Source organism: Gilliamella sp. Occ4-3 (assembly GCF_001690675.1).
Lineage (GTDB): Bacteria > Pseudomonadota > Gammaproteobacteria > Enterobacterales > Orbaceae > Gilliamella > Gilliamella bombi.
The window spans coordinates 1-24,678 of sequence record NZ_LZHR01000092.1 but is presented as its reverse complement, the minus strand read 5'-3'; the positions used below and the strand labels follow the sequence as shown (position 1 = coordinate 24,678).

General features: G+C 35.3%; 21 protein-coding genes, 1 tRNA gene and 1 pseudogene. 13 read left to right on the top strand and 10 right to left on the bottom strand.

What is annotated here, in order from left to right; genetic code table 11:
• The first annotated feature begins 6 nt into the window (after window positions 1–6).
• The 4 genes from pal to A9G44_RS09385 all read left to right on the top strand — a co-directional run bounded on the left by pal (window position 7) and on the right by A9G44_RS09385 (window position 2,946).
• Complete coding sequence (gene pal, locus A9G44_RS09405) at window positions 7–486, top strand: peptidoglycan-associated lipoprotein Pal (RefSeq protein ID WP_034914778.1); 480 nt, start codon at window positions 7–9, stop codon at window positions 484–486.
• 67 nt (window positions 487–553) lie between these two features.
• A complete protein-coding gene (gene ybgF, locus A9G44_RS09400) occupies window positions 554–1,291 on the top strand; it encodes a tol-pal system protein YbgF (protein WP_034914776.1) in 738 nt (245 codons plus the stop codon).
• Between the two features lie 132 nt (window positions 1,292–1,423).
• Window positions 1,424–1,499, top strand: a tRNA-Lys gene (locus A9G44_RS09395).
• A 281-nt stretch (window positions 1,500–1,780) separates the two neighbouring features.
• Window positions 1,781–2,946 (top strand): IS3 family transposase gene (locus A9G44_RS09385; RefSeq protein WP_143426365.1). Its coding sequence is split into 2 segments (ribosomal slippage): window positions 1,781–2,027 and window positions 2,027–2,946, totalling 1,167 coding nucleotides; the frame shifts between segments, so codons are not numbered across the junction.
• Window positions 2,947–2,968: 22 nt separating this feature from the next.
• Here A9G44_RS09385 and A9G44_RS14100 read toward each other — a convergent pair.
• The 3 genes and pseudogenes from A9G44_RS14100 to A9G44_RS09375 form a co-directional block, all read right to left on the bottom strand.
• Window positions 2,969–3,061: pseudogene (locus A9G44_RS14100) on the bottom strand (helix-turn-helix domain-containing protein); the annotation flags it as partial.
• A 143-nt stretch (window positions 3,062–3,204) separates the two neighbouring features.
• Window positions 3,205–3,498: a hypothetical protein gene (locus A9G44_RS09380; protein WP_065610641.1), complete on the bottom strand. Its 294-nt coding sequence runs from the start codon at window positions 3,496–3,498 to the stop codon at window positions 3,205–3,207.
• Window positions 3,499–3,623: 125 nt separating this feature from the next.
• Window positions 3,624–3,992, bottom strand: coding sequence for a hypothetical protein (locus A9G44_RS09375; protein WP_143426364.1), 369 nt, complete (start codon window positions 3,990–3,992; stop codon window positions 3,624–3,626).
• A gap of 231 nt (window positions 3,993–4,223) precedes the next feature.
• Here A9G44_RS09375 and A9G44_RS09370 point away from each other — a divergent pair, with 231 nt between their 5' ends.
• Window positions 4,224–4,475, top strand: a complete 252-nt coding sequence (locus tag A9G44_RS09370) for a YfhL family 4Fe-4S dicluster ferredoxin (protein ID WP_034911286.1) — start codon at window positions 4,224–4,226, stop codon at window positions 4,473–4,475.
• 1 nt (window position 4,476) lies between these two features.
• Here the strand turns inward: A9G44_RS09370 and ispH are convergent, their stop codons facing one another.
• The 5 genes from ispH to folE form a co-directional block, all read right to left on the bottom strand.
• Window positions 4,477–5,424, bottom strand: a complete 948-nt coding sequence (gene ispH, locus A9G44_RS09365; RefSeq protein WP_065610637.1) for a 4-hydroxy-3-methylbut-2-enyl diphosphate reductase — start codon at window positions 5,422–5,424, stop codon at window positions 4,477–4,479.
• Between the two features lies 1 nt (window position 5,425).
• Complete coding sequence (gene lspA, locus A9G44_RS09360) at window positions 5,426–5,911, bottom strand: signal peptidase II (protein WP_202961547.1); 486 nt, start codon at window positions 5,909–5,911, stop codon at window positions 5,426–5,428.
• 90 nt (window positions 5,912–6,001) lie between these two features.
• Entirely contained in the window at window positions 6,002–8,809 is a 2,808-nt protein-coding gene (gene ileS / locus A9G44_RS09355; RefSeq protein ID WP_065610634.1) for an isoleucine--tRNA ligase, read from the bottom strand.
• Between the two features lie 30 nt (window positions 8,810–8,839).
• Entirely contained in the window at window positions 8,840–9,784 is a 945-nt protein-coding gene (ribF, locus tag A9G44_RS09350; protein WP_065610633.1) for a bifunctional riboflavin kinase/FAD synthetase, read from the bottom strand.
• A 179-nt stretch (window positions 9,785–9,963) separates the two neighbouring features.
• Entirely contained in the window at window positions 9,964–10,623 is a 660-nt protein-coding gene (folE, locus tag A9G44_RS09345; protein WP_065610631.1) for a GTP cyclohydrolase I FolE, read from the bottom strand.
• 202 nt (window positions 10,624–10,825) lie between these two features.
• Between folE and polA the strand changes: the two genes are divergently transcribed.
• The 6 genes from polA (at window position 10,826) to asnB (ending at window position 19,475) form a co-directional block, all read left to right on the top strand.
• On the top strand, window positions 10,826–13,597 hold the full coding sequence (polA, locus tag A9G44_RS09340; RefSeq protein ID WP_065610629.1) for a DNA polymerase I: 2,772 nt from the start codon (window positions 10,826–10,828) through the stop codon (window positions 13,595–13,597).
• A 281-nt stretch (window positions 13,598–13,878) separates the two neighbouring features.
• Window positions 13,879–15,309, top strand: coding sequence for a glutamate--tRNA ligase (gene gltX, locus A9G44_RS09335; RefSeq protein WP_065610627.1), 1,431 nt, complete (start codon window positions 13,879–13,881; stop codon window positions 15,307–15,309).
• Between the two features lie 120 nt (window positions 15,310–15,429).
• Window positions 15,430–16,977, top strand: a complete 1,548-nt coding sequence (locus A9G44_RS09330; RefSeq protein ID WP_179854836.1) for an intermembrane phospholipid transport protein YdbH family protein — start codon at window positions 15,430–15,432, stop codon at window positions 16,975–16,977.
• Between the two features lie 11 nt (window positions 16,978–16,988).
• Window positions 16,989–17,174 (top strand): YnbE family lipoprotein, encoded by a 186-nt coding sequence (locus A9G44_RS09325; protein WP_034911268.1) that lies wholly within the window; start codon window positions 16,989–16,991, stop codon window positions 17,172–17,174.
• 105 nt (window positions 17,175–17,279) lie between these two features.
• Window positions 17,280–17,624 carry a YdbL family protein gene (locus A9G44_RS09320; protein WP_034911266.1) on the top strand — a complete coding sequence of 115 codons (345 nt, stop codon included), beginning with the start codon at window positions 17,280–17,282 and terminating at the stop codon, window positions 17,622–17,624.
• Between the two features lie 177 nt (window positions 17,625–17,801).
• Window positions 17,802–19,475 carry an asparagine synthase B gene (gene asnB, locus A9G44_RS09315; RefSeq protein WP_034911264.1) on the top strand — a complete coding sequence of 558 codons (1,674 nt, stop codon included), beginning with the start codon at window positions 17,802–17,804 and terminating at the stop codon, window positions 19,473–19,475.
• Between the two features lie 81 nt (window positions 19,476–19,556).
• On the opposite strand, the gene satP is transcribed toward asnB, so the two are convergent.
• Window positions 19,557–20,135, bottom strand: coding sequence for an acetate uptake transporter (satP, locus tag A9G44_RS09310; protein WP_034911261.1), 579 nt, complete (start codon window positions 20,133–20,135; stop codon window positions 19,557–19,559).
• 229 nt (window positions 20,136–20,364) lie between these two features.
• On the opposite strand from satP, the gene dnaK reads away from it, so the two are divergent.
• On the top strand, window positions 20,365–22,281 hold the full coding sequence (dnaK, locus tag A9G44_RS09305) for a molecular chaperone DnaK (RefSeq protein WP_065610623.1): 1,917 nt from the start codon (window positions 20,365–20,367) through the stop codon (window positions 22,279–22,281).
• A gap of 127 nt (window positions 22,282–22,408) precedes the next feature.
• A complete protein-coding gene (gene dnaJ / locus A9G44_RS09300; protein ID WP_065610621.1) occupies window positions 22,409–23,539 on the top strand; it encodes a molecular chaperone DnaJ in 1,131 nt (376 codons plus the stop codon).
• A gap of 202 nt (window positions 23,540–23,741) precedes the next feature.
• On the opposite strand, the gene A9G44_RS09295 is transcribed toward dnaJ, so the two are convergent.
• Window positions 23,742–24,314: a hypothetical protein gene (locus tag A9G44_RS09295; protein WP_065610619.1), complete on the bottom strand. Its 573-nt coding sequence runs from the start codon at window positions 24,312–24,314 to the stop codon at window positions 23,742–23,744.
• Window positions 24,315–24,678 lie beyond the last annotated feature (364 nt).

The following is a 24,678-nucleotide window of genomic DNA, read 5'->3' as shown; positions in this document are numbered from 1 at the left end:
TATACAATGCAATTTTCTAAATTTCTTAAAGTAGCAGCGGTTGCTTTACCATTAATCGCTGTAACTGCTTGCTCATCTAATAGCAGCCAAACCGTTAGTGGTAATTTAAATGGTGCTTTATCAAAAGAAGCCTTAGAGCAACTTCAAAAATTACAACAAATTAATACAGTTTATTTTGACTTTGATAAATATAATGTTAGATCTGAATATGCAACATTATTAAATGCACATGCTGAATTTATTCGTACAAGTAACATAAAAGTTGTTATTGAAGGTCATGCTGATGAACGCGGTACTCCAGAATATAATATCGCATTAGGTGAACGTCGTGCTGCTGCAGTTAAATCATATTTACAAGGTAACGGTGCTTCTGCAAGTCAAATGGAAATCGTTTCTTATGGTAAAGAAAAACCTGCTGTGTTAGGTCATGATGAAGAAGCGTATGCTAAAAATCGTCGTGCAGTAGTAACCTATGTAGGATACTAATAACATCTTATAGCGGCTGATTATTCAGCCGTTTTTAATTTTAAGTTTACACTGAGTCTTATATAATATGCATAAAAAAATACTCACATTACTTTTATTCCTTTTATTTACTGGTTGTGCAGCAAGTAGTTCCGACATTGATCAAACGGTTCAAGCACAAGGACAGCTATTGATTGAAAACCAACAAAAAATTAGCGATTTGCAAGCAGATGTAGATACTCTTCGTGGTCAGTTAGAAGAGACAAAATATCAACTTAATCAGATAATTGAACGCCAGAAAATGATTCTTCAACAAATGACTAATAGTTCAGGATTTTCTTCAAATACCGATTTTGATTTACAAGGAGAAGGATATAGTTCAAAAACATCTTCAGATCCTACTTTGTCCAAATCTTCATCAGATTTATCTGGATGGGTAACTACTGGCGATGATAAAGCGGATTATAATTTTATAATCCGATTTGTTAATGAAGGCAAGCAAAATAACGAGGTTATTGATGCCTTTAAAAAACATCTGAAATCTTATCCAAAGTCTAGTTATCGAGCTAATGTTAACTATTGGCTAGGTCAGCTTTTATATAAACAAAGTAAAAAAAATGATGCTTCATTTTATTATGCTACTGTAGTAAAAGATTTTCCGTCTTCTTCCAAAGCTGCTGATAGTCTTTATAAAGTGGGGTTAATTTTACTTGATAAAGGAGATACCAAAAAAGCTAAAACTGTTTTTCAACAAGTAGTGAATAAATACCCAAAAGATAAGAATGCGGTAGTGCTTGCTAATAAAAAGTTAGCGTCACTAAAATGAAATGTATAAATAATCAGCTATTAGAAAAATGTAGCAATAAAGTGGTTGCGTAGTAATACAATTATAAGTATTATAGCACCCCGAAATTACTTATCGTTTCAGCTATTAAGCGCATAGTAGTTCTTATCAAATGGGTCGTTAGCTCAGTCGGTAGAGCAGCGGACTTTTAATCCGTTGGTCGAGCGTTCGAATCGCTCACGACCCACCATTATTAAATTTTAAAATTTAACCAGTAAATTTTTTCCAATTAAAGAAAGCAATAAGTTTTTTAGGAAAATGATCTTAGCAAACATAATATTGATAAATATTTTACGATAAGTTCCTTTTTATATTGATCAGCTGCACCTAAATAAGAAAAAACTTTCTCTCAGTTTTATACTCCTATCTTTTGAATCGCTAGTTACTTGCTGATTCTAAATTGATCCTCGCCAAAAAAGTGGACAAAAGTCGCCTCTATGATATAAACAAAAATCATAGGAGACAAATATTATGGTCAAAAAATTTAGTATCGAATTCAAACAACAATCAGTGGATTATGCGTTATCTAATGTACACCTTTCTATCAGCGAACTTGCCAACCATCTAGGTGTGGGTAAATCAACCCTAGATAAATGGATTAGGCAACTTTCCCCGAATAAAACTAGCCGTCGGGAGTTAACCGCTGAGCAACAGCGGATAATGGCGTTAGAAAAAGAGATTAAAGAACTGAAAATGGCTAATGATATACTAAAAAAGGCGCATGTGTACTTCATCAACAATCCAAGTCGATGAAGTACGCTTATATGAAAAATCATTTAACCAGCTATCCGGTTACTAGGATATGCTCATTACTTGGTGTCAGTTCATCGGGTTATTATGCTTGGTTAAAAAGAGCAAACAAATCAGCTAAACTCAGCGAGTATATCCAAAAGCAGTATTGGCAACATAAAGCTCGTTTGGGTGCGCCAAGCCTGCTTCATGATGCAAGAGAAGCGGGCTATCAAGTTTCAGAAAGGACAATTAGCCGTGTTTTGCAACAATTGGGATTACGTAGTTTGAGATTACATAGTAAAGCAGCACGTAAATTCAAGTATAAAACAGACACGGCTCATCACAATATTGTGCCCAACACGTTAGATAGACAATTTAACCCTGATAAGCCGAATACGACATGGGTAACCGATATTACTTATATTAAAACGGGTGAAGGTTGGTTATATTTGTCGGTGATTATCGATTTATATGGACGAAAAGTGATTGCTAGGCAAACCAGTCGCTACATAGACCGTCATTTAGTGTGTAATACATTAAAACAAGCCTTATTTCGGCGTTACTTTCCTAAAAATGTACTCATTCATAGTGACCAAGGAAGCCAATATTGCAGTGCTGATTTCAAGCAATTATTGTTACAATATGAACTAAGGCAAAGCATGAGTCGAAGAGGCAACTGCTTTGATAATGCGGTTGTTGAGAGTTTTTTTCATACACTCAAAACCCATATTATTCATGACTGTTACTACAAAACGAGGAAGCAGGCTAATAAAGCACTATTTGAATATATTGAAATCTATTATAATCGGATACGCCGTCATTCAGCCAATGGCTGGGTATCACCTGAACAATATGAACAACAATATTACCAAAACGAAAAAATGATAGAGGCGGGCACTGTCTAATATTTTGGCGAGGATCACTATTGAGTAGCTGGGCTATCTCTTTTTTATTCTTTCCGGCTTGTAATAATACGAAAATCTGGTATCTTTCCTTCCTAGAAAGGTGATTATAATTCATAGCAATTTCCAAACTGTGGTGGTGCGAAGGTGCTAGTATAAATCACCTTTCTACTTTCTTCACTCCACCGTGTTTAAAATTGCACTTCATGTTTGAATCCAGGTCTTTAGAAAGAATAAATTTATTAGCCATAAAATAAATAGTCAATCATCTTCTGGAAATACTACATCAGGAAATACTTCATTAAATTTAGGGTGAAAATTACCAGCCGCAATGGCTTTGAGTTCGTCTATATCTGCTGTACTTGGGGGGATAATTCCAACTTCATATAAATCTTGTAGAGCCTTTATATAGAGAGGATAAGCGGCATCATAAGCGGCTTGGTCGCCTGTTTCTTTAATTGAGCTGAAGTAGTGGCAAAACTTGATTTTTTCTCGTTTAACCGCCTGTTTTGCTGCGTCAATCCAAGGGTAAATGCTGGGATCTGGTGTTTTCATGATGTTTCCTTATTCATCGTTATAAATCAAGTGCGCCGAAATGGATCATAGACATAAAGAAAAAAGTCAAAATTACCATACCAATAGTGGTGGGCATACTAAAGTAAGCATGGCCTAAAAGGTAGCTACCCACACACCAAGCAATAATCAGCAACCACGCAATGATATGCTTCACGTGCGAATTGGATGCCAATAAAAACCAGTACCGCAATCAAAAAGCTGCTGGAAATTGGCCAAACTATTAGGCTGATAGCCACAAACTCGAAAAATACAACATTGTAAGCTTCAGTATTAAATTTATATTTTAATAAATCACTTTGCAAGCTCATTTTTTGCCTCCCTGTTGTCAAACTGGTTTTAATAAGCTGTCTTATGTAATCAGCCATACTGATTTTATGATAAAAGCAATATTGGTCGAGTTGTTCTCGCAGTGCCATCAGTAAATCAATAGTGGTTCGCTTCATGCCGCAGGCAGGGGTATTGATTTTCTTCATTAGTGTAATATCTTTATCTTTTGCTATATATAGCATCAACTTAAAAAAAGCGACCCGCATAAGCTGCTGTAGTACTCACTTTTAAGTATAGCTAAATGAAATAGCATGATTTTCTAAAATTTTTTGCAAAGATTGAACTACTCAATAAGCGATAATGCGATCTTTATTCGGATTTATTGGTGATTACGCTATAATGGCGCTAATTTTTTAATTAGTAAAGTTAGAAGAGCAATGGCGTTAAAAATAACCAATAAATGTATTAATTGTGACATGTGTGAGCCTGAGTGCCCAAATGAGGCAATCTCAATGGGGTTTGATACTTATGAAATTGATCCCAATAAATGTACAGAATGTGTCGGTTATTATGATCATTCGACTTGTCAGCGAGTTTGCCCTATTCAAAATGCTATCATTGCAGATCCTGAACATATTGAAACAAAAGAGGAGTTATTAGTAAAATTTGAGGGGCTTAAGTCTTCTTAAATCAGTTTAATTTAATATCAATTCGAAGCTCTTTTGGAATTTCAAAAGTGATATTTTCTAAAATGCCATCTGTCTCAATAAGTGATGTGCAACCTAAGATTTTTAAATGATCAATCACCTGTTGTACTAAAATCTCAGGCGCAGAAGCACCTGCTGTTACGCCGATCGTATGTGTGTTTATTAACCACTCTTTTTGGATGTCAGATGCAAAATCAATTAAATAAGCTTGTTTGCTGTTTCGCCTTGCTAGCTCGGCTAGGCGATTTGAATTAGACGAATTTTTAGAACCTACGACTAAAACAATGTCTGCGCGTGATGATAATTGTTTCACTGCTTGCTGGCGATTGGTTGTGGCATAGCAGATATCATTTTTGCGTGGGCTGCGAATATAAGGAAAACGTTTTTTTAAAGCATCTATAATTTGAGCAGTATCATCAACGGATAAAGTTGTTTGAGTGGTAAAGCAAAGATTATTTTCGTTTTTTACCTGTAGCTTTTTTACATCATCAATTGATTCGATTAAATAAATACCACCTTCGGGATTGTTATATTGTCCCATTGTACCATCTACTTCAATATGCCCAGCATGGCCGATTAAAATAACCTCTTCACCACGATAACTCGATCTAGCCACTTCCATATGAACTTTGGTTACAAGTGGGCAAGTGGCATCAAAAACACGGAGTTTACGTTGTTTGGCTTCCTCACGGATAGCTTTAGACACTCCATGCGCTGAAAAGATAAGAATTGAGTTATCGGGTACTTCGCTAATATCTTCAATGAAAATTGCCCCTAATTCTTTTAGGCGATTAACGACATACCGATTATGTACTACTTCGTGACGAACATAAACTGGTGCGCCAAACAATTCTAGTGCACGTTCAACAATTGTGATAGCACGATCTACACCAGCGCAAAAACCGCGAGGATTGGCCAAAATAATTTGCATACTATACAGTCTTCTTTGGTTTTTTATAATTACTGAAAATAAATAGTCCAATACCAACGCAGATTGCACAGTCAGCAATATTAAAAGTTGGATAGTGCCAGTCACCAAAATTGACATCTAAAAAGTCAATCACAAATCCATGATAAAGACGATCAAATAAATTACCTAATGCACCGCCTAAAATCATTGATAACGACAAGTTCTCTAATTTTTGTTGGCAAGTGTTGCGGTATAACATGCGTACTATCACGGCACTGATAATTAAAGCGATAGCAGCAAGCATCATACGTTGCCCTTCAAAAATGCTAAAGGCAGCGCCAATATTGCGTACATAAGTGATAGAGAAGAATGGCAAAAGATTCACTGATTCAAATAGCGAGAAATTATTTATAATCCAAAATTTACTTGCGATATCAATGATAAAAACAATGATTGCAAATAATAACCAGTAAAGTCCATTATCTTTTTTCATATAGTTTGTGCTCATTATTATGTTTCCGCCGACAATCGTCGACGGAAAAGGTACTAGATTGCTTAAGGGATTGGCATAGCTCCATTTAATTTACTAAATAGATTGCTATGCGAAATGCCTTACCTCGCCTTTGCCGTGAATGTTTTCTTCACAACGCTTACATAAATGTGATGTTGGCTCATTATCGACGGTATAGTGCCAGCAACGAGGGCATTTATCACCTTGTGCTTTAGCGAGTTCAATTTTTAGTCCTTGAATATCGCTTTGTACTGCATTTTCTGGTGCTTCTTGTAATAGTTTTACGCTAGCTTGTGATGTTAGTAATACAAAGCGTAATTCGTTTTCTAATTTAGCTAATGTTGCTGCAATATCTTTATCAGCATAAAGCGTAACAGCAGCTTCAAGCGCACCACCAATCACTTTATCATTACGACCTTGTTCAAGCACTTTATTCACTTCGCTACGAATGGCTAAAATCTGAGCCCAATATTCGCTATTTAATGCTTCGCTTTCTGGCAATGTAAATAGTGCTGTATACCACTCATCTTCAAAAACAAATTCTTGTTTATCAGCCATTGGCAGATATTGCCAAATTTCATCAGCAGTGAATGATAAAATAGGTGCAATCCAACGAACCATTGCTTGCGCAATATGATATAAAGCAGTTTGGCAACTGTGACGGGCAATACTATCACTTTTTGCTGTGTATTGGCGATCTTTAATAATATCTAAATAGAATGATCCCATTTCGATTGAGCAAAATTGCATAATACGTTGTACGACTTTATGGAAATCATAATTTTCATAAGCCTGAATAATTTGTTCTTGTGCTTCTTTTGCCATACTAACCGCCCAGCGATCAAGTACAACCATATCTTCTGGTTTTACCATATCTTTAGCTGGATCAAATCCATTTAAATTCGCCAGTAAAAAACGTGCGGTATTACGAATACGGCGATAACTATCGGCAGCTCGTTTGATAATTTCTTCCGAATAACTCATTTCGCCTGAATAATCGGTCGATGCAATCCATAGGCGTAAAATATCAGCCCCAAGTTTGTTCATCACTTCTTGTGGTGTCACAATATTACCTAGTGACTTAGACATTTTACGGCCTTGACCGTCAACTACAAAACCATGTGTTAATACTTGTTTATAAGGGGCTTTATTATCAATTGCTGTTGATAACATTAATGAAGACATAAACCAACCACGATGTTGATCTGAACCTTCTAAATAAAGTTCTGCATCATATCCTTCAAATTCAGGGCGTGCACGCACAACAGAAGAGAATGTTGATCCTGAGTCAAACCAAACATCTAACGTATCAGGTACTTTACGATAATCATCAGCATCAGGACCTAAAAGATCTTTAATATCAGCATCCCACCAAGCTTGAATGCCATCTTTTTCAACTAGCTGTGCAACTTTTTCAACTAATGCTAGTGTATCAGGATGAAGTTCTTCGGTCTCTTTGTGAACAAACAACGTCATAGGTACACCCCATGTGCGTTGGCGAGAAATGCACCAATCAGGGCGATTAGCAACCATGGTTTCAATGCGTGCTTGTCCCCAATCAGGGATCCAACGAACTTGCTTAATTTCTTTTAATGATTGGGTTCGCAGACCTTGTTTATCCATGCTAATAAACCATTGTGGTGTTGCACGATAAATAACAGGTGTTTTATGGCGCCAACAACATGGATAGCTATGTTCAATATTTTCAAAGTGTAATAGTGCGTTATGTTCTTTTAATATTTCAACGACAATTTTATTCGCTTTAAAGACAAATAATCCATCGAGACCAGCGCCCGTTCCTGGCAAGTAACAACCATTACCACCAACTGGATTTGCCACTTCAAGACCATATTTTTGACCGACCATAAAGTCTTCTGTACCATGTCCGGGAGCGGTATGCACAGCCCCTGTACCTGCATCAATTGTAACGTGTTCGCCAAGTACAACTGGTTCATCAAAATCAAGGAATGGGTGTTTAAAACGTAGCAACTCAAGAGCATTACCTTGGCAGCTACCTAATACTTTCCATTGGTCGATATTGGCACGTTGCATCACAGACTCAACTAAATCAGTTGCTAAAATTAAGCACTCTTTATCATTAATTTGAACAAGTTGATATTCAAAATCAGCATTTAAAGCTATCCCTCGGCTAGCTGGTAATGTCCAAGGCGTGGTTGTCCAGATAACAGCATAAATGGTTAAATCAGTATTGATACCAAATTTATTTGCTACGGCTTGATTATCAACAGCTTTAAATTTCACATCAATTGCTGGCGATGATTTATCATAATATTCAACTTCTGCTTCGGCTAAAGATGACATACAATCAGTACACCAATAAACAGGTTTAGCGCCTTTAACTAAATGACCGTTTTTTATCACTCTACCTAACGCACGGATAATATTCGCTTCGGTATTGTAGTCCATTGTACGGTAAGGGTTTTGCCAATCACCTAGTACGCCCATACGGATAAAATCAGCTTTTTGTAGTTCAACTTGTGAAGCGGCATAATCGCGGCAAATTTGACGAAACTCAGCAGGTGTTACTTTTACACCTGGTTTTCCTACTTGCTCTTCAACTTTTTGTTCAATCGGTAAGCCATGACAATCCCATCCTGGAATATAAGGGGAATTATAACCGCTTAACCCTTTTGATTTGATAATAATATCTTTAAGGATTTTATTAACGGCGTGGCCAATATGTAGTTTTCCGTTTGCATAAGGAGGGCCATCATGCAGAATAAAGTTTTTTTTACCTTTTTTGGCCGAGCGAATTTTGCGATAAAGTTCTTTATCGTACCAATTTTGTAACATTGCTGGTTCGCGTTTAGCAAGATCTCCTCGCATTGGGAATCCAGTTTCCGGTAGATTCAATGTATTTTTATAGTCTGTCATGCTGATTTATTCCAGTTAAATGTGTTGATACTACTTTTTATTGGTTAATTTTGCACTGATCTTTTTCGCAGTGCAAATATCTTGTGTAATTTGTTGTTTTAATTCTGCTAATGAGTCAAATTTTTTCTCATCGCGTAATTTTTTGATGAACGTTATGTCTAAATATTGTCCATATATATTACCCGAAAAGTCAAAAAGATTTACTTCAAGTATTGCGGTTTTTCCATTAATAGTTGGTCTTATCCCAATATTGGCGATACCGTGATAATTCTGATTATTGCAGATATTTTTGACTTTAACTAAATAGACTCCTTGTAATGCAGGCTTTTTTCGAAGTAAGTGAATATTTGCTGTTGGAAATCCCAATTCCCTTGCTAAAGCATTGCCATGGACTACGCGACCTTGAATTGTATAATCACGACCTAATAGGCAATGAGCCAATTCAAAATCACTATTCAAAAGTGCTTGGCGAACAGCTGTACTACTTATACGAAAGTTATTCCAAACAAATGTTGGTATGCTTTCTACTACAAAATCATGATTTCGCGAATATTGTTGTAGAAGGTTGATATCCCCTTTACGTTCAAATCCGAACCGAAAATCATCACCAATTGTAATGTATTTAGCTTGTAGCTTATTGATCAACCAATCTTGAATAAAATGATCGGCAGACATATTGGCAAAAGTTTGGGTAAATGGAATAGCAATAATATAGTCGATACCTAATTTTTCAATAAAAATAACTTTTTCATGAAATGAAGTTAAACGTGACGGCGCATTATCTTGGGCAAAAAACTCTAGTGGTTGCGGCTCAAACAACATCACAACTGTGGGAAGATTGCGTTTTTTACCTTGTTTAATAATATGGTTAATTAATTGTTGATGTCCTAAATGCACGCCATCAAAATTTCCCAAGGTTAGAACACATTGAGAAAACTGATTTTTTAGATTAGTTATACCACGGATAATCTTCATGAAAACAATGTTATTTATATTAAGTAACCAAGAATTATACCAATCTTTCTTGAAGATGCACGCAATATAAAGTTAGATTTTGTCGCTTTTCTTCAAGCATTTTCACTGTTTGAGATAAAATGCTAAGTGACTCGGTCATACTTTAAACTGTTGTGATTCAAACATACTCATTTATAAAATTAATAATGGTTTAGTGCTCGCAAAAATTCTTGCCTTGTGCTTGGGTTTGTTTTAAACCCGCCTCCGAGCGCAGTTGTTGTTGTAATACTATTGGAGTCTTTAATACCTCGGGCTTTAACGCAATAATGGGTTGCATCAATAGAAACCGCCACATTAACTGTACCTAGTAGTGTTTGTAGTGCCACTAAAATTTGTTGTGTTAATCTTTCTTGTACTTGAGGGCGTTGGGAAAAAAAAGTTACAATTCGATTAATTTTCGATAAACCAATGACTTTATCTTTGGGAATATAAGAAACCGTTGCTTTACCGTCTATTGTGACAAAATGGTGTTCACAGACACTAGTTAGCGTAATATCGCGAACCGTTATCATTTCATCAACTTGCATTTTATTTTCGATTAACGTAATTTTTGGAAAATTTTCGTAATAAAGACCAGAAAAAATCTCATCAACATACATTTTCGACACGCGGTGAGGAGTTTGTGCAAGGCTATCATCAGATAGATCAAGTTCCATTAGCTTCATAATTTCACGAAAATGCGACTCGATTTTTGCTTTACGCTCATTATTATCTATAACTAGACGGCATAATGGTGTTTCAAGATTTTTATCTGCGAGGGCTTCTTTGACTTTTTGCGCGGCAAGGCTTAATTGTGTCATTTATTACATACTCAAGCGAAAATGAATGCGTTATTATATAACACTCATTGCGCAATATACAGTTGTTTACACATGATTTTATACTGAAACATAGTGTTACCTGAAACTTTTTTACATTATATTGTTGACTTGGTAAGAATATTATTGCCAATTAGGTGTTATACTATCAGCCATTAAATTAAATAATGTTTAGGTAACCATAATGCCAAATAATACACCGATTATTTTAATTGATGGATCATCTTATCTTTATCGTGCTTTTTTTGCTTGTCCACCATTAACCAATGCTAAAGGTGAGCCTACAGGCGCTATTTTTGGTGTGGTTAATATGGTTCGTAGTTTAATTAATCAGTACAATCCTACACATATTGCTGTGGTCTTTGATGCAAAAGGAGGATCATTTCGCAATGAGCTTTATAATGAATATAAAGCCACGCGAGATGAAATGCCTGAAAATCTTCGTCCGCAAATTGAACCTATTCATACTATTTTGAAAGCTATGGGATTACCATTACTTTGTATTGAGGGTGTTGAAGCCGATGATGTAATTGGTACATTAGCAAGACAGGCTGAGAGGGAGAATCTAGAAGTATTAATCAGTACTGGCGATAAAGATATGGCGCAGCTAGTGAGCGATAGAATTACATTGATTAATACGATGAATAATACCCAATTAGATCCACAAGGGGTAATAAAAAAATTTGGTGTTCCGCCAGAAAAAATTATTGATTATTTAGCTTTAAGAGGCGATTCGTCTGATAATATTCCTGGCGTACCAGGTATAGGTGAAAAGACAGCACAAAGTTTGTTATCTGAATTTGATGGTGTCGAGGATATTTATAATCGGTTAGACGATATTGAAAAATTGAAGATCCGAGGTGCTAAATCTTTAAAACAGAAATTGATTGATAATCAAAATGATGCCGATCTTTCTTATTTACTTGCAACAATCAAAACTGATGTTAAGTTAGATTTTTCCAATGAACAATTATTGGTAGGTGATATTGATGTTAAGGCTCTAGTTGAGTTATTTAATTATTATGGTTTTCATCGTTGGCAAAAAGAATTAATGGCTGGTACTTTTTTAAATCAGCAGAAAAATCAAGTTATAGAAGGTGATGATAATTACTTCATTCAAGAAGAACAAACAACAGCACAAAAAAGAGAGACTGATTACCAGTGTATATTAACTGAAAAGCAATTAGATGAATGGATCACAAAATTAACGAATAGTGGACTATTTGCTTTTGATACTGAAACAGATAATGTTGATCACGTGCATGCTAAATTAGTTGGTATATCATTAAGTGTTGAACCTCATCAAGCGGCTTATATTCCACTTTCTCATCAGTATTTAGGTGTTCCTAAGCAATTACCACTAGATGATGTATTAGCTAAATTAAAACCAATATTTGAAAATCCAGAAATCAAAAAAATTGCCCAAAATGCAAAATTTGATTACAGCGTGCTAGCAAATTATGGCATAACCATACAAGGAATTGCGTTTGATACTATGATTGAATCTTATGTATTAAATAGTAATGACCGTCATGATATGGATAGTTTGGCCAATCGCTATTTGGATCATAAAACCATTACTTATGATGAATTAACTAAATTTGATAAAATTCAGGTTACTATTGATAACATTGATGTGGAAAAAACCACACAATATGCTGCCGAAGATGCCGATGTTACCTTACAATTGCATAATAAATTATGGCCAGATCTTGAAAAAGATGAAAAATTAAAAGCTTTATTCACTGATATTGAAATGCCACTTACCACTTTGATAGCAGAAATGGAACGAACAGGTGTTTTGATTGATGTTAAGTTATTAAATAAACATTCTAGTGAATTGAGAAAGAAATTAAACGAAATTCAAGAAACGTTACAATTGTTGGCAGGTGAAAAATTTAATCCAGCATCACCTAAACAGATTCAAGCTCTTTTATTTGATAAACATCAATTACCAGTTCTCAAAAAGACACCAAAGGGCGAGCCATCAACCAGTGAAGATGTTTTGAGTGAGCTAGCTAATCAATACGAATTACCACGCATGATCTTGCTTTATCGTAGTTTAGCTAAGTTAAAAAATACTTATACCGATAAATTGCCATTGATGGTTAGTCCTATCGATCATCGTATTCATACCAATTATAATCAAATCGGTACTGTAACTGGGCGATTGTCGTCAAATGAGCCAAATTTACAACATATTCCAGTGCGTAATCAAGAAGGCCGACGAATTAGACAGGCATTTATTGCGCCAAAAGGTTATAAGATTATTTCTGCCGATTATTCGCAAATTGAATTACGTATCATGGCGCATCTATCACAAGATAAAAGTTTACTTTATGCTTTTTCTCATGACAAAGACATTCACCGTGTTACGGCTAGTGAAATTTTAGGTAAAACTGAATCTGAAGTGACTTCTGAAGAGCGAAGGCGTGCAAAGGCGGTTAACTTCGGATTAATTTATGGTATGAGCGCCTTTGGTTTATCTAAACAAATTAATATTGCACGTAAAGAAGCCCAGTTTTATATCGATCGTTATTTTGAGCGCTACCCAGGTGTTCAAGCGTATATGGACCAAATTCGCCAACAAGCTGCTGAACAAGGTTATATTGAAACCCTATCTGGTCGACGTTTATATCTTCCGAAAATTAAATCAGGAAGTGGTATTGAACGACGCGGTGCTGAGCGTGCTGCCATTAATGCTCCAATGCAAGGTACAGCGGCTGATATTATTAAAACAGCAATGATTAAGGTAAGCGAATGGATAAAAAGCTTGCCTGTAGGTAATATTAGAATGGTTATGCAAGTACACGATGAGTTAGTATTTGAAGTAAAAGAAGAATTAGTTGAGCAATATAAAGCCCAAATAAAATCGATCATGGAAAATTGTTACCAACTATCTATACCATTAAAAGTGGATGTAGGTGTGGGTGATAATTGGGATGAAGCACATTAATCATACTAAATTCGTACTAAATAATTCAGCCTTATCTGTCTAGTTAAGGCTGATATTATACTTAAACGTATACTTTCCTGAAACTTTTTAACAAGTTAAATTAACCTGTTAACTATAATGGAACTATTGCCGAAACCTTTCGGCGTGTTAGAATAAGCAACTAAATTGAATCGATACAAACATATTATTCTGCTTGTTGATATATGGCAGAATTAAAGGAAATGGTGCTGGTATTCGTGTTGTTGTTAAAGCTCTATTTTCGTTATTATTAGGATTATTTCATGAAAATCAAAACCCGTTTTGCACCTAGCCCAACAGGCTATTTACATGTAGGTGGTGCTCGTACAGCACTTTATTCTTGGCTCTATACTCGCCATGCAAAAGGTGCATTTGTATTACGCATTGAAGATACCGATCTTGAGCGCTCAACGCCTGAAGCGATTGAAGCAATAATGGAAGGTATGAATTGGTTAAAATTATCATGGGACGAAGGTCCTTATTATCAGACTAAACGCTTTGATCGTTATAATCAAGTCATCGATGAAATGTTAGCCAAAGGTACAGCTTATCGTTGCTACTGTTCTAAAGAGCGCCTTGAAAAATTGCGTGAAGAGCAGATGGCAAAAGGTGAAAAAGCGCGTTACGATGGGCATTGCCGTTGTGCTTCAGTACAACAAGAGCATACTCATGATGAGCCACATGTTGTTCGTTTTGCTAACCCTACTGATGGTACTGTTATTTTTAATGATTTAATCCGTGGTCCAATTGAGATTGCTAATAAAGAGCTTGATGATCTTATTATTCGCCGCACTGATGGTTCACCAACTTATAATTTCTGTGTCGTTGTTGATGATTGGGATATGGAAATTACCCATGTTATTCGTGGTGAAGATCACATCAACAACACACCACGCCAGATCAATATCCTAGAAGCATTAGGAGCGCCAATTCCTAAATATGGTCATGTATCAATGATTTTAGGGGATGATGGACAAAAATTATCTAAACGTCACGGAGCGGTTAGTGTCATGCAATATCGTGATGATGGTTATTTGCCCGAAGCATTACTTAACTATTTAGTGCGTCTTGGTTGGTCACACGGTGATCAAGAGATATTTTCTGTTCCAGAAATGATTAGTTATTTTTCATTAGATGCGGTTAGTAAATCAGCCAGTGCCTTTAATACTGAAAAATTACTTTGGTTAAATCACCATTATATCAACCATCTTGATGCGGATTATGTTGCTCAACATTTAATTTGGCATATGAACCAACAAGGATATGATTTATCAAAAGGTCCTGATCTTATCACTATTGTTAAGTTATTTGGTGAACGTTGTAAAACGCTTAAAGAGATGGCTGAATCATGTGCTTATTGCTATCGAGATTTTGAAGATTATGATGCCGATGCGGCTAAAAAACATTTACGCCCAGTCGCCAAAGAGCCATTAGAAACAATTAAAGCAAAAATTGAAGCTATTGCTGACTTTGATTGGCAAATTGATAAAATTCATCATGCGATTGAAGCAACTGCAACTGAGCTTAATGTTGGTATGGGTAAAGTTGGCATGCCATTACGCGTTGCTGTAACAGGTATCGGGCAATCGCCATCGGTTGATGCAACTGTTTTTGCGGTAGGCAAAAAACGAGCGCTTGCTAGAATTGATAAGGCTTTGGCATATATTAATCAACGTGAGCAATCTCAAAATTAATATATTTATTGCAGGGAAATCCCTGCAACCCTTTTTGTCAAAGTGAGAACTTCTATGGTTCGCTTAAAAAAACGCTATTGGATCGTACTCAGTATTTTATTTTTCCTCATATTGTTTTGCTTGTTTGGGTGGCATTATTGGCAGACTTTCAAGCAGAAAAATGGGATTATTGTCGATTGGCATGGTGCTAGCGTTGGCTTTAAAGGTCTTACTTTTGACGAACTTACTGTCAGTAAACCATCTCAAGTTTCTATAACTGCTAAAAATTTATCAATTTCATTATCGCAGTTAACTGCAAATAATTTAGATATTTATTGGCAACCCAATGAATCTGAAATAGCTTTAGAAACTATTGAAAATACGGTTGATACAACGACTGAAACGCTTAATCAATCTGATCCCGATCTCTCTTTGATTTCAACTATTATTTATTGGTTACCTAAAACGATTCATATAGATACACTGCGACTTTATGAACAAAATAAAGCGAGATTAGATTTAAAAGTTGATATAAGTAAACAGCAAGAAGCAATACAACTTAATTTATCAACCAATACCCAAGAAATAACACAATTGTCTGCCACTTTGTTGTTTAATCAACAGGCTTTGCGGATTGATATACAAAACGGCCTTTTTAAAACATCCCTAAATCAATTTGGTTTACAAAATAGTAATTTAGTCTTACCGTTTACTGGTTGGCTATCTAGTCATCAATTGGAATTAATAACTTCGGATAAAGCATCAATTAGTTTAGAAAAAGCAAATCTTTCTGATGATTTAATCCTTGGTTCTTCCAACGGGGATTTCAATATTCAACTTAAATCAAACATTCCATTTGATAGTAACCAACTATCTGCTATAGCAACATTAACCATTAATAAACTCAATGGTATTTATAAAACTAGTGAAATTAAATCGGTTACAGGCGATATCAATATTATTATTAAAGATAACCAATTTACTATTTCAACACCAGTATTAAATATTCAAGAAGTAAATATGGGGATCGCTTTTGAAAAGATTAAATTAGTTGGAAGCTATTTAGCCTCGTTTAAAGCACCAAACAAAGGAACGGTTACATGGAAAAAAGCTCAAGCTAATATCTTCTCTGGTTTGGTTTTTATTGAAGAAAATAAATTGAATTTAGCTAAATTACCCCAACAATTTAATTTAAGGTTAAAACAGATACAACTAAAAGATATTTTTAAGCAATATCCTTCTGAAGGGCTTGCTGGTGATGGTGTAATTGATGGTATTTTACCTATTACGTTATCAGAGATAAAGAAAAAGGGTGAAACAGCTTTAAAATTTGTCATTAAAAATGGCAAGTTAGTTACGATCAACGAGGGTTATTTACAATTTGAAAATTCTGCTCTCAAAAGCTATGGGCAAAATAACCCCAATATGAAAATACTCACTGATATTATTAAAAATTTTCATTATACTAAGTTACAAGGCGCAGTTGATTACGCTAATGACATTGCCAAATTAAAATTGAATATTCAAGGCAGTAATTTGGATGTCGAAAATGGCAAAGCGGTTAATTTAAATATCAACCTAGAAGAAAATATGACTAAATTGCTCATGAGTTTACAGTTATCCGATCAAATTAGTGAGCCAATCCGTAAACGTATTGAAGCTTATTTAAAAAATAAATCTTCAAAATAAGAGGTTATTTTATGGTACGAAATGTTATTGCAATTATAATATTAGCAGGTGTATTAACGGGATGTTCACCAACAGTTAAAGTTCAAGCACCGAGTGAACCAATTAATATCAATTTAAATGTTAAGATAGACCATGAAATTAATATTAAGGTTGATAAAGCTTTAGATAATATAATCAATAAATCTGGATTATATTAATTAATAAATTTTGTTTTTATCTGTCTTTTTGATTATAAGTATTAATAAAAATCTATACTCACATTCAAATAAATAAAATATGATGTATTTATTAAGGAGTTTGTTATGAATATCTGTAAGAAAGCAACCTTGGTATTATTTTCAGTTGTGTTATCTTTTTCTGCGTTTGCATTAAATTTAGATCAAGCAATAGATTCATTAAGCCAAGCCAAAGCACAAGGGATAGTTGGTGAACAGGCTGATGGTTATTTAGGTGTAGTGAAAAACGAAGGTAACGCTTCTGAAATTGCACAATTAATTAATCAGGCTCGTAAAGAACAATACCAAAAAGTATCAGCTGAAAGTAATGTCTCTTTAAGTGAAGTAGAAAAAAAGGCTGGTAGTAAAGCGCAAGAAAAGACCCCAGCAGGTCAATATATAAAGCGACAAGGTCAATGGTTAAAAAAATAATTGCTACTTTTTTCAGTAGTAAGAAAAGTATAATCACATTATGCTTTAATTGTGTATAAATAATGTGTATTCTGTTTGTTTAAATATTTGTTTTATGTTTAACAAAATAAAAAAATTTATCTAGTTAGTTTTTACTTGTAACAGTATCGCTTATGCGATTTGAAATGGAGAAAATCAATGTGTTCGATTTTAGGTATTCTTGATATTAAATCAGATCCAGAACAACTACGAACAAAAGCATTAGAGCTATCATGTCTACAGCGTCATCGTGGTCCTGATTGGTCTGGTATCTTTGCGTCTGATAAAGCAATTCTTGCTCATGAACGTTTATCAATTGTAGATGTTAATACAGGATCTCAGCCTCTTTATAATAAAGATAAAACCCTAGTTTTAGCGGTAAATGGCGAAATTTATAATCATCAAGAACTCCGAAATCAGTACAAAGATCGTTATGAGTTTCAAACAGGTTCTGACTGTGAAGTGATTCTTGCTTTATATCAAGAAAAAGGTATTGATTGCCTTGATGAATTACAAGGTATGTTTGCTTTTATCCTTTATGATATCAATAAAGGCAGCTATTTTATTGGCCGTGACCATATTGGTATTATTCCAATGTATACAGGTCATGATGAAAATGGCACATTTTATGTTGCCTCTGAAATGAAAGCATTAGTGCCTGTTTGTAAAACAATTGAAGCTTTCCCTCCAGGATGCTATCTATCTAGTACCGAAGGTGAAATCAAAACGTATTACAAACGTGACTGGATGGATTACGAAAATGTGAAAGACAATAAGACGGATATTAATGCACTGCGTGTTGCATTAGAAGAGTCTGTAAAAAGTCATTTAATGTCTGACGTGCCATATGGTGTTTTATTGTCAGGTGGACTTGATTCTTCCGTCATTTCAGCGATCACTAAAAAATTCTCTGCACGTCGTGTTGAAGATCACGAAAAATCAGAAGCATGGTGGCCACAGTTACACTCATTTGCTGTAGGTTTAAAAGGTGCTCCAGATCTAAAAGCTGCACAAGCGGTTGCTGATCATCTAGGTACAGTTCACCACGAAATTAACTTTACCATTCAAGAAGGTATTGATGCTATTCGTGACGTAATTTATTTCATTGAAACTTATGATGTCACCACAATCCGTGCTTCAACACCAATGTATTTAATGGCACGTAAAATCAAAGCAATGGGAATAAAAATGGTACTTTCTGGTGAAGGTGCTGATGAAGTGTTCGGCGGTTACCTCTATTTCCACAAAGCGCCAAATGCTAAAGAGTTCCATGAAGAAACCGTACGTAAATTAGCAGCACTACATATGTATGATTGTGCACGTGCGAATAAAGCAATGGCGGCTTGGGGCGTTGAAGCTCGAGTACCATTCCTTGATAAAAAATTCTTAGATGTCGCAATGCGCATTAATCCAAAAGATAAAATGTGTGGTAGCAATGGCAAAATGGAAAAACATATTGTCCGTGAAGCATTTGAGTCTTACTTACCTGCATCTGTTGTTTGGCGTCAAAAAGAACAATTCTCTGATGGTGTTGGTTATAGTTGGATTGATACATTAAAAGAAATTGCAGAAAGTAAAATTACTGATCAGCAATTAGAAAATGCAAAATTCCGCTTCCCATATAATACGCCAACTTCGAAAGAAGCTTATATGTATCGTGAAATTTTCAATGAACTATTTCCAGTTGAAAGTGCGGCTCATTGTGTACCAGGTGGTCCAACTGTTGCATGTTCAACTGCTAAAGCAATTGAATGGGATGAATCATTTAAGAACTTAAACGATCCATCTGGACGTGCGGCGGTTGGTGTTCATAACGACGCTTATAAAAAATAATTGGTTTTAGCGATAATTATTTGATATAAAAAAACGGGGAATATTCCCCGTTTTTTATTAACGATAGACCAAATTAAATTATTAATGCGCAGCGCCTTTAGGTGCACCAATCGGTAAAACCGTACGACCAAATTGCTCATTAATCACTTCTGCCATTGCTAGATAAACAGCACTTGCTCCACAAATAATGCCTTCAAAACCTGCAATATGAATAATGCCATGGTTACCTGAAATATTACCAATAGCTAATAAAGCAAATAAAACGGTTAAACTAGCAAAAACAAATTGTAATGCGCGGTTGCCTTTTAATGTACCAATAAACATAAAGCCAGTAAAAATTCCCCATAACGCAAGGAAAATACCAACAAAAGTGGCATCAGATGGCGCTGTCGCTGGTGAAGTTGGTAAATACCAAATACCCACTAACGCAATCCAAAAGAAACCATAAGAAGTAAATGCCGTTGTACCAAACGTATTACCTTTTCGAAATTCTAAAATACCAGCAATGACTTGCGCAAGGCCGCCATAAAAAATACCCATTGAGACAATTACTGTCATAGCAGGAAAAAATCCAGCATTATGAATATTCAATAAAATTGTTGTCATACCAAATCCCATTAAGCCAAGAGGGCCAGGATTTGCAAGTTTTGTTTGTTCCATAAGGATCCTATAAATTAAGTAAGATGATTAAAGAGCGGCAATAATAAGTGTAGAAAACGCCATAATCAAGGTTTTAGAAAAATAATTTTTTTGTACCCCCTTGATATTAATAATAACGTTCCCATTTATGTGAAAACAAAAAACATTTCTTTGTGAAGTAAGGGCTTGAAAATTAAAATTTAAGACTTATATACAAGAAATAAAATACAGGTTTTGAGGAGAAAAGATTATGGGTAAAATTATTGGTATTGATTTAGGTACAACAAATTCATGTGTTGCTGTAATGGACAATGGTCAAGCAAAAGTATTAGAAAACGCTGAAGGCGATCGTACAACCCCTTCTATTATTGCTTATACACAAGATGGAGAAATCTTAGTTGGTCAACCAGCAAAACGTCAAGCAGTAACCAATCCACAAAATACACTATTTGCAATTAAACGTTTAATTGGTCGTCGTTTTGAAGATGCCGAAGTACAACGTGACGTTAGCATCATGCCATATAAGATCGTAAAAGCTGACAATGGCGACGCATGGGTTGATGTTAAAGGTCAAAAAATTGCACCGCCACAAATTTCTGCTGAAGTATTGAAAAAAATGAAAAAAACAGCAGAAGATTATCTTGGTGAAGCAGTAACTGAAGCGGTTATTACTGTTCCTGCTTATTTTAACGATGCACAACGTCAAGCAACTAAAGATGCTGGTCGTATTGCAGGACTTGATGTAAAACGTATCATCAACGAACCAACAGCCGCAGCGCTTGCTTATGGTTTAGATAAAGATGTAGGTAACCGAACTATTGCGGTTTATGACCTTGGTGGTGGTACATTTGATATATCTATTATCGAAATTGACGATGTTGATGGCGAAAAAACCTTTGAAGTATTAGCAACAAATGGTGATACTCACTTAGGTGGTGAAGATTTTGACTCACGCTTAATCAATTATTTAGTTGACGAATTTAAACGTGAACAAAACTTCGATCTAAAAAATGATCCGCTAGCAATGCAACGATTAAAAGAAGCGGCAGAAAAAGCGAAAATTGAATTATCATCAGCGCAACAAACTGATATTAATTTACCTTATATCACTGCTGATGCAAGTGGTCCAAAACATTTAAATATTAAAGTGACTCGCGCTAAATTAGAATCATTAGTAGAAGATTTAGTTAAACGTTCAATGGATCCTGTAAAAACTGCATTACAAGATGCAGGTCTTTCTGTTTCTGACATTAAAGACGTTATTCTTGTTGGTGGGCAAACTCGTATGCCAATGGTTCAAAAAGCGGTTGCTGACTTCTTTGGTAAAGAGCCACGTAAAGATGTAAACCCTGACGAAGCGGTTGCTGTTGGTGCGGCTGTTCAAGGTGGTGTACTTGGTGGTGATGTTAAAGATGTTTTATTACTTGATGTAACTCCATTGTCTTTAGGTATTGAGACTATGGGTGGTGTAATGACAACTTTAATTGAAAAGAACACAACTATTCCAACAAAACATAGTCAAGTGTTCTCAACAGCTGAAGATAATCAATCAGCAGTAACCATTCATGTATTACAAGGCGAACGTAAACGTGCGGGTGATAACAAATCATTAGGTCAATTCAACCTAGACGGTATTCAACCTGCACCTCGTGGTATGCCACAAATTGAAGTTACTTTTGATATTGATGCTGACGGTATTTTACATGTATCAGCTAAAGACAAAAATACTGGACGTGAACAAAAAATTACGATTAAAGCCTCTTCAGGATTAAGTGAAGAAGAGATTCAAAAAATGGTAAACGACGCAGAAGCAAATGCCGATGCAGACCGTAAATTTGAAGAACTAGCTCAAACTCGTAACCAAGCAGATCATCTAGTTCATTCAACACGTAAACAAGTGACTGAAGCAGGTGATCAGTTATCAGCTGATGATAAAAAAGCAATTGAAGATGCTGTAAGTGCTTTAGAAGTTGCCGCTCGTGGCGAAGATAAAGCAGAAATTGAAGCGAAAATTACTGCATTAATGGAAGCTTCTAAAAAATTGCTTGAATTAGCACAACAACAAGCTCAAGCAGCTCAAGGTGCGGAATCAAATAGCGGAAGCTCTACTGCGCAAGATGATGTTGTTGATGCAGACTTCAAAGAAGTTGATGATAATAAAAAATAATCATTAGTTACTATGTTTTTTAATGAGTTATTCCAACAAGTTTTAAACATGTAATACATTAAACGGGCGAGAGGTAACTCAAGCCCGTTTAGTTGTTTATGAAAACAGATAAAAATAAAGGTTAATTATGGCGAAGAAAGATTATTATGAAACATTGGGCGTTAGTAAAAGTGCCAGTGAAAGTGAGATAAAAAAAGCCTATAAACGCCTAGCCATGAAATATCATCCTGATAAAAATCAGGATAACAAAGCTGAAGCTGAAGAAAAATTCAAAGAAGTTAAAGAAGCTTACGAAGTCCTAACCGATCCGCAAAAAAAGGCGGCTTATGATCAATATGGCCATGCTGCTTTTGAACAAGGTCAAGGCGGCGGTGCAGGAGGATTCGGAGGCTTTGGTGGATTTGGCGGCGGAGCTTTTGACGATATATTCAGTGATTTCTTTGGTGGTGGTCGAGGTCGTGGACAAACTGCATCTCGCGGCAATGACTTACAATACAATATCACACTAACATTAGAAGAAGCTGCTGCAGGTGTTAGTAAAGAAATTAAAGTCCCAACATGGGTAAGCTGTGATACTTGCCATGGACAAGGAACAGAAAAGCCTTCTGATGTGGTAACGTGTAACACATGTCATGGTGCTGGTGTTGTACAAATGCGCCAAGGCTTTTTTGCTGTGCAGCAAGAGTGCCCAACTTGTCATGGTCGTGGTAAAGTAGTTAAAAATCCATGTAAAAAATGTCACGGTGAAGGCCGAGTACAAAAAACAAAAACATTATCTGTTACTATTCCTGCTGGTGTTGATACAGGAAATCGTATCCGACTTTCTGGTGAAGGTGAAGCTGGATTAAATGGTGCGCCATCTGGTGATTTATACGTACAAGTGCAAGTTAAATCACATGCTATTTTTGAACGAGACGGTACAAACTTACATTGTGAAATTCCAATTAATATTGTATTAGCATCACTTGGTGGCGAAGTTGAAGTGCCAACACTTAATGGCAAGGTCAGCTTAACAATTCCTGCTGAAACACAAACAGGAAAAATGTTCCGACTACGAGGTAAAGGCATAAAATCGTTGCGTGGTAATGCTGTCGGTGATCTTTACTGCCATGTTGTAGTTGAAACACCAGTTAATTTAACCAGTAAACAAAAAGAGTTACTAAAAGAGTTAGGTGAAAGCTTTAAAGCTGATAAAAACTCTAAACACAGTCCCAAAGAAAAAAGCTTCTTTGACAAAGTGAAAAAGTTTTTTGGTTAATTTGATATAGTAAAAGCACGATTGAACAGTAAAATCACTTGTTCAATCGTGTTTTAGCCAACATTAACACCTCTACACCCATCCCTATTTATTCACAAAAACAAAAAACTTTTAGGTAAAAATTAGTTAATGCAGGTATTAGCTTTATTAAAGTTTTTGGTGTTTTTTAGCCAAATTAACCGTTTATGCAACTATTTCGTTTTTACTGCGATCCTGTTTTTTGCTTGCGATATTTTTCGGTCAAAATTGCGACATAAAACTTACCGTCAGTTTCTCGGGATAGATGTAAAGCGTATGGTTTATAGCTCCATATTTTATCCCCTACTATGTTTTTATATTCTTCTTTACCATATTTTTGGGTTAATTCTTTATAAACTTTCTGCTCTATTTCTGCTGTGTATGTCATTTTTTTATAAACATTGAACACAACTAATTTAGTAGGGTTACGCTCTAAGTCATCTTCAAGTCTAATTGTTAATTTTTCGTCTTGATTGTTGGCATTTAAAGTTATTTCATAGCTTTTGATTGTGCCTTCGACTATCGATTTTTTGCCTATTTTTGATGGCGGTAATCGCATTTTCATTTCACTAATTTTTATGTCATTTTCAGAAAGGTGATATTTGTTTTTGAGTAATTCAACCAGTTCCAGTTCGGTTATTCCAAGCTTAACCCCTGCAAGTTCAAGATTTTCCGCCTGCTGTTTTGTTAAACCATCAGCCCAACAGATTGGGATACAAAATAACAAAGTGAATAATAAAAAGTATTTTTTTAACATTGTTTAGTTTGAATAGTATAATGAATTATGAAGTTATCATTTTATTTTAATAAAATAATAAATTAGAAGCTAGCAAGTGAAAAAATAAGTATGGTGCAAAAAGTAAGCAAAATAAATTCCTCAATCAAACTGATTATTTATACAAAAGAAATACTCAAGGAAGATTATTTTATCATAATATTGGCATTAGAATGCGCCGATAACGAAGCGAGGATAAGCTGACAAATATAAAAATCTTTCAATATGTTAAAATATTCTTCAGAAGCTTAATTTGCTATAACTCATCCTCGCCAAAAAATTTCTTCAAAAAAATAGTTAGAGCTTTAACAAACAGCAATGCTCTCACTGATTTAAAAAATCAGCT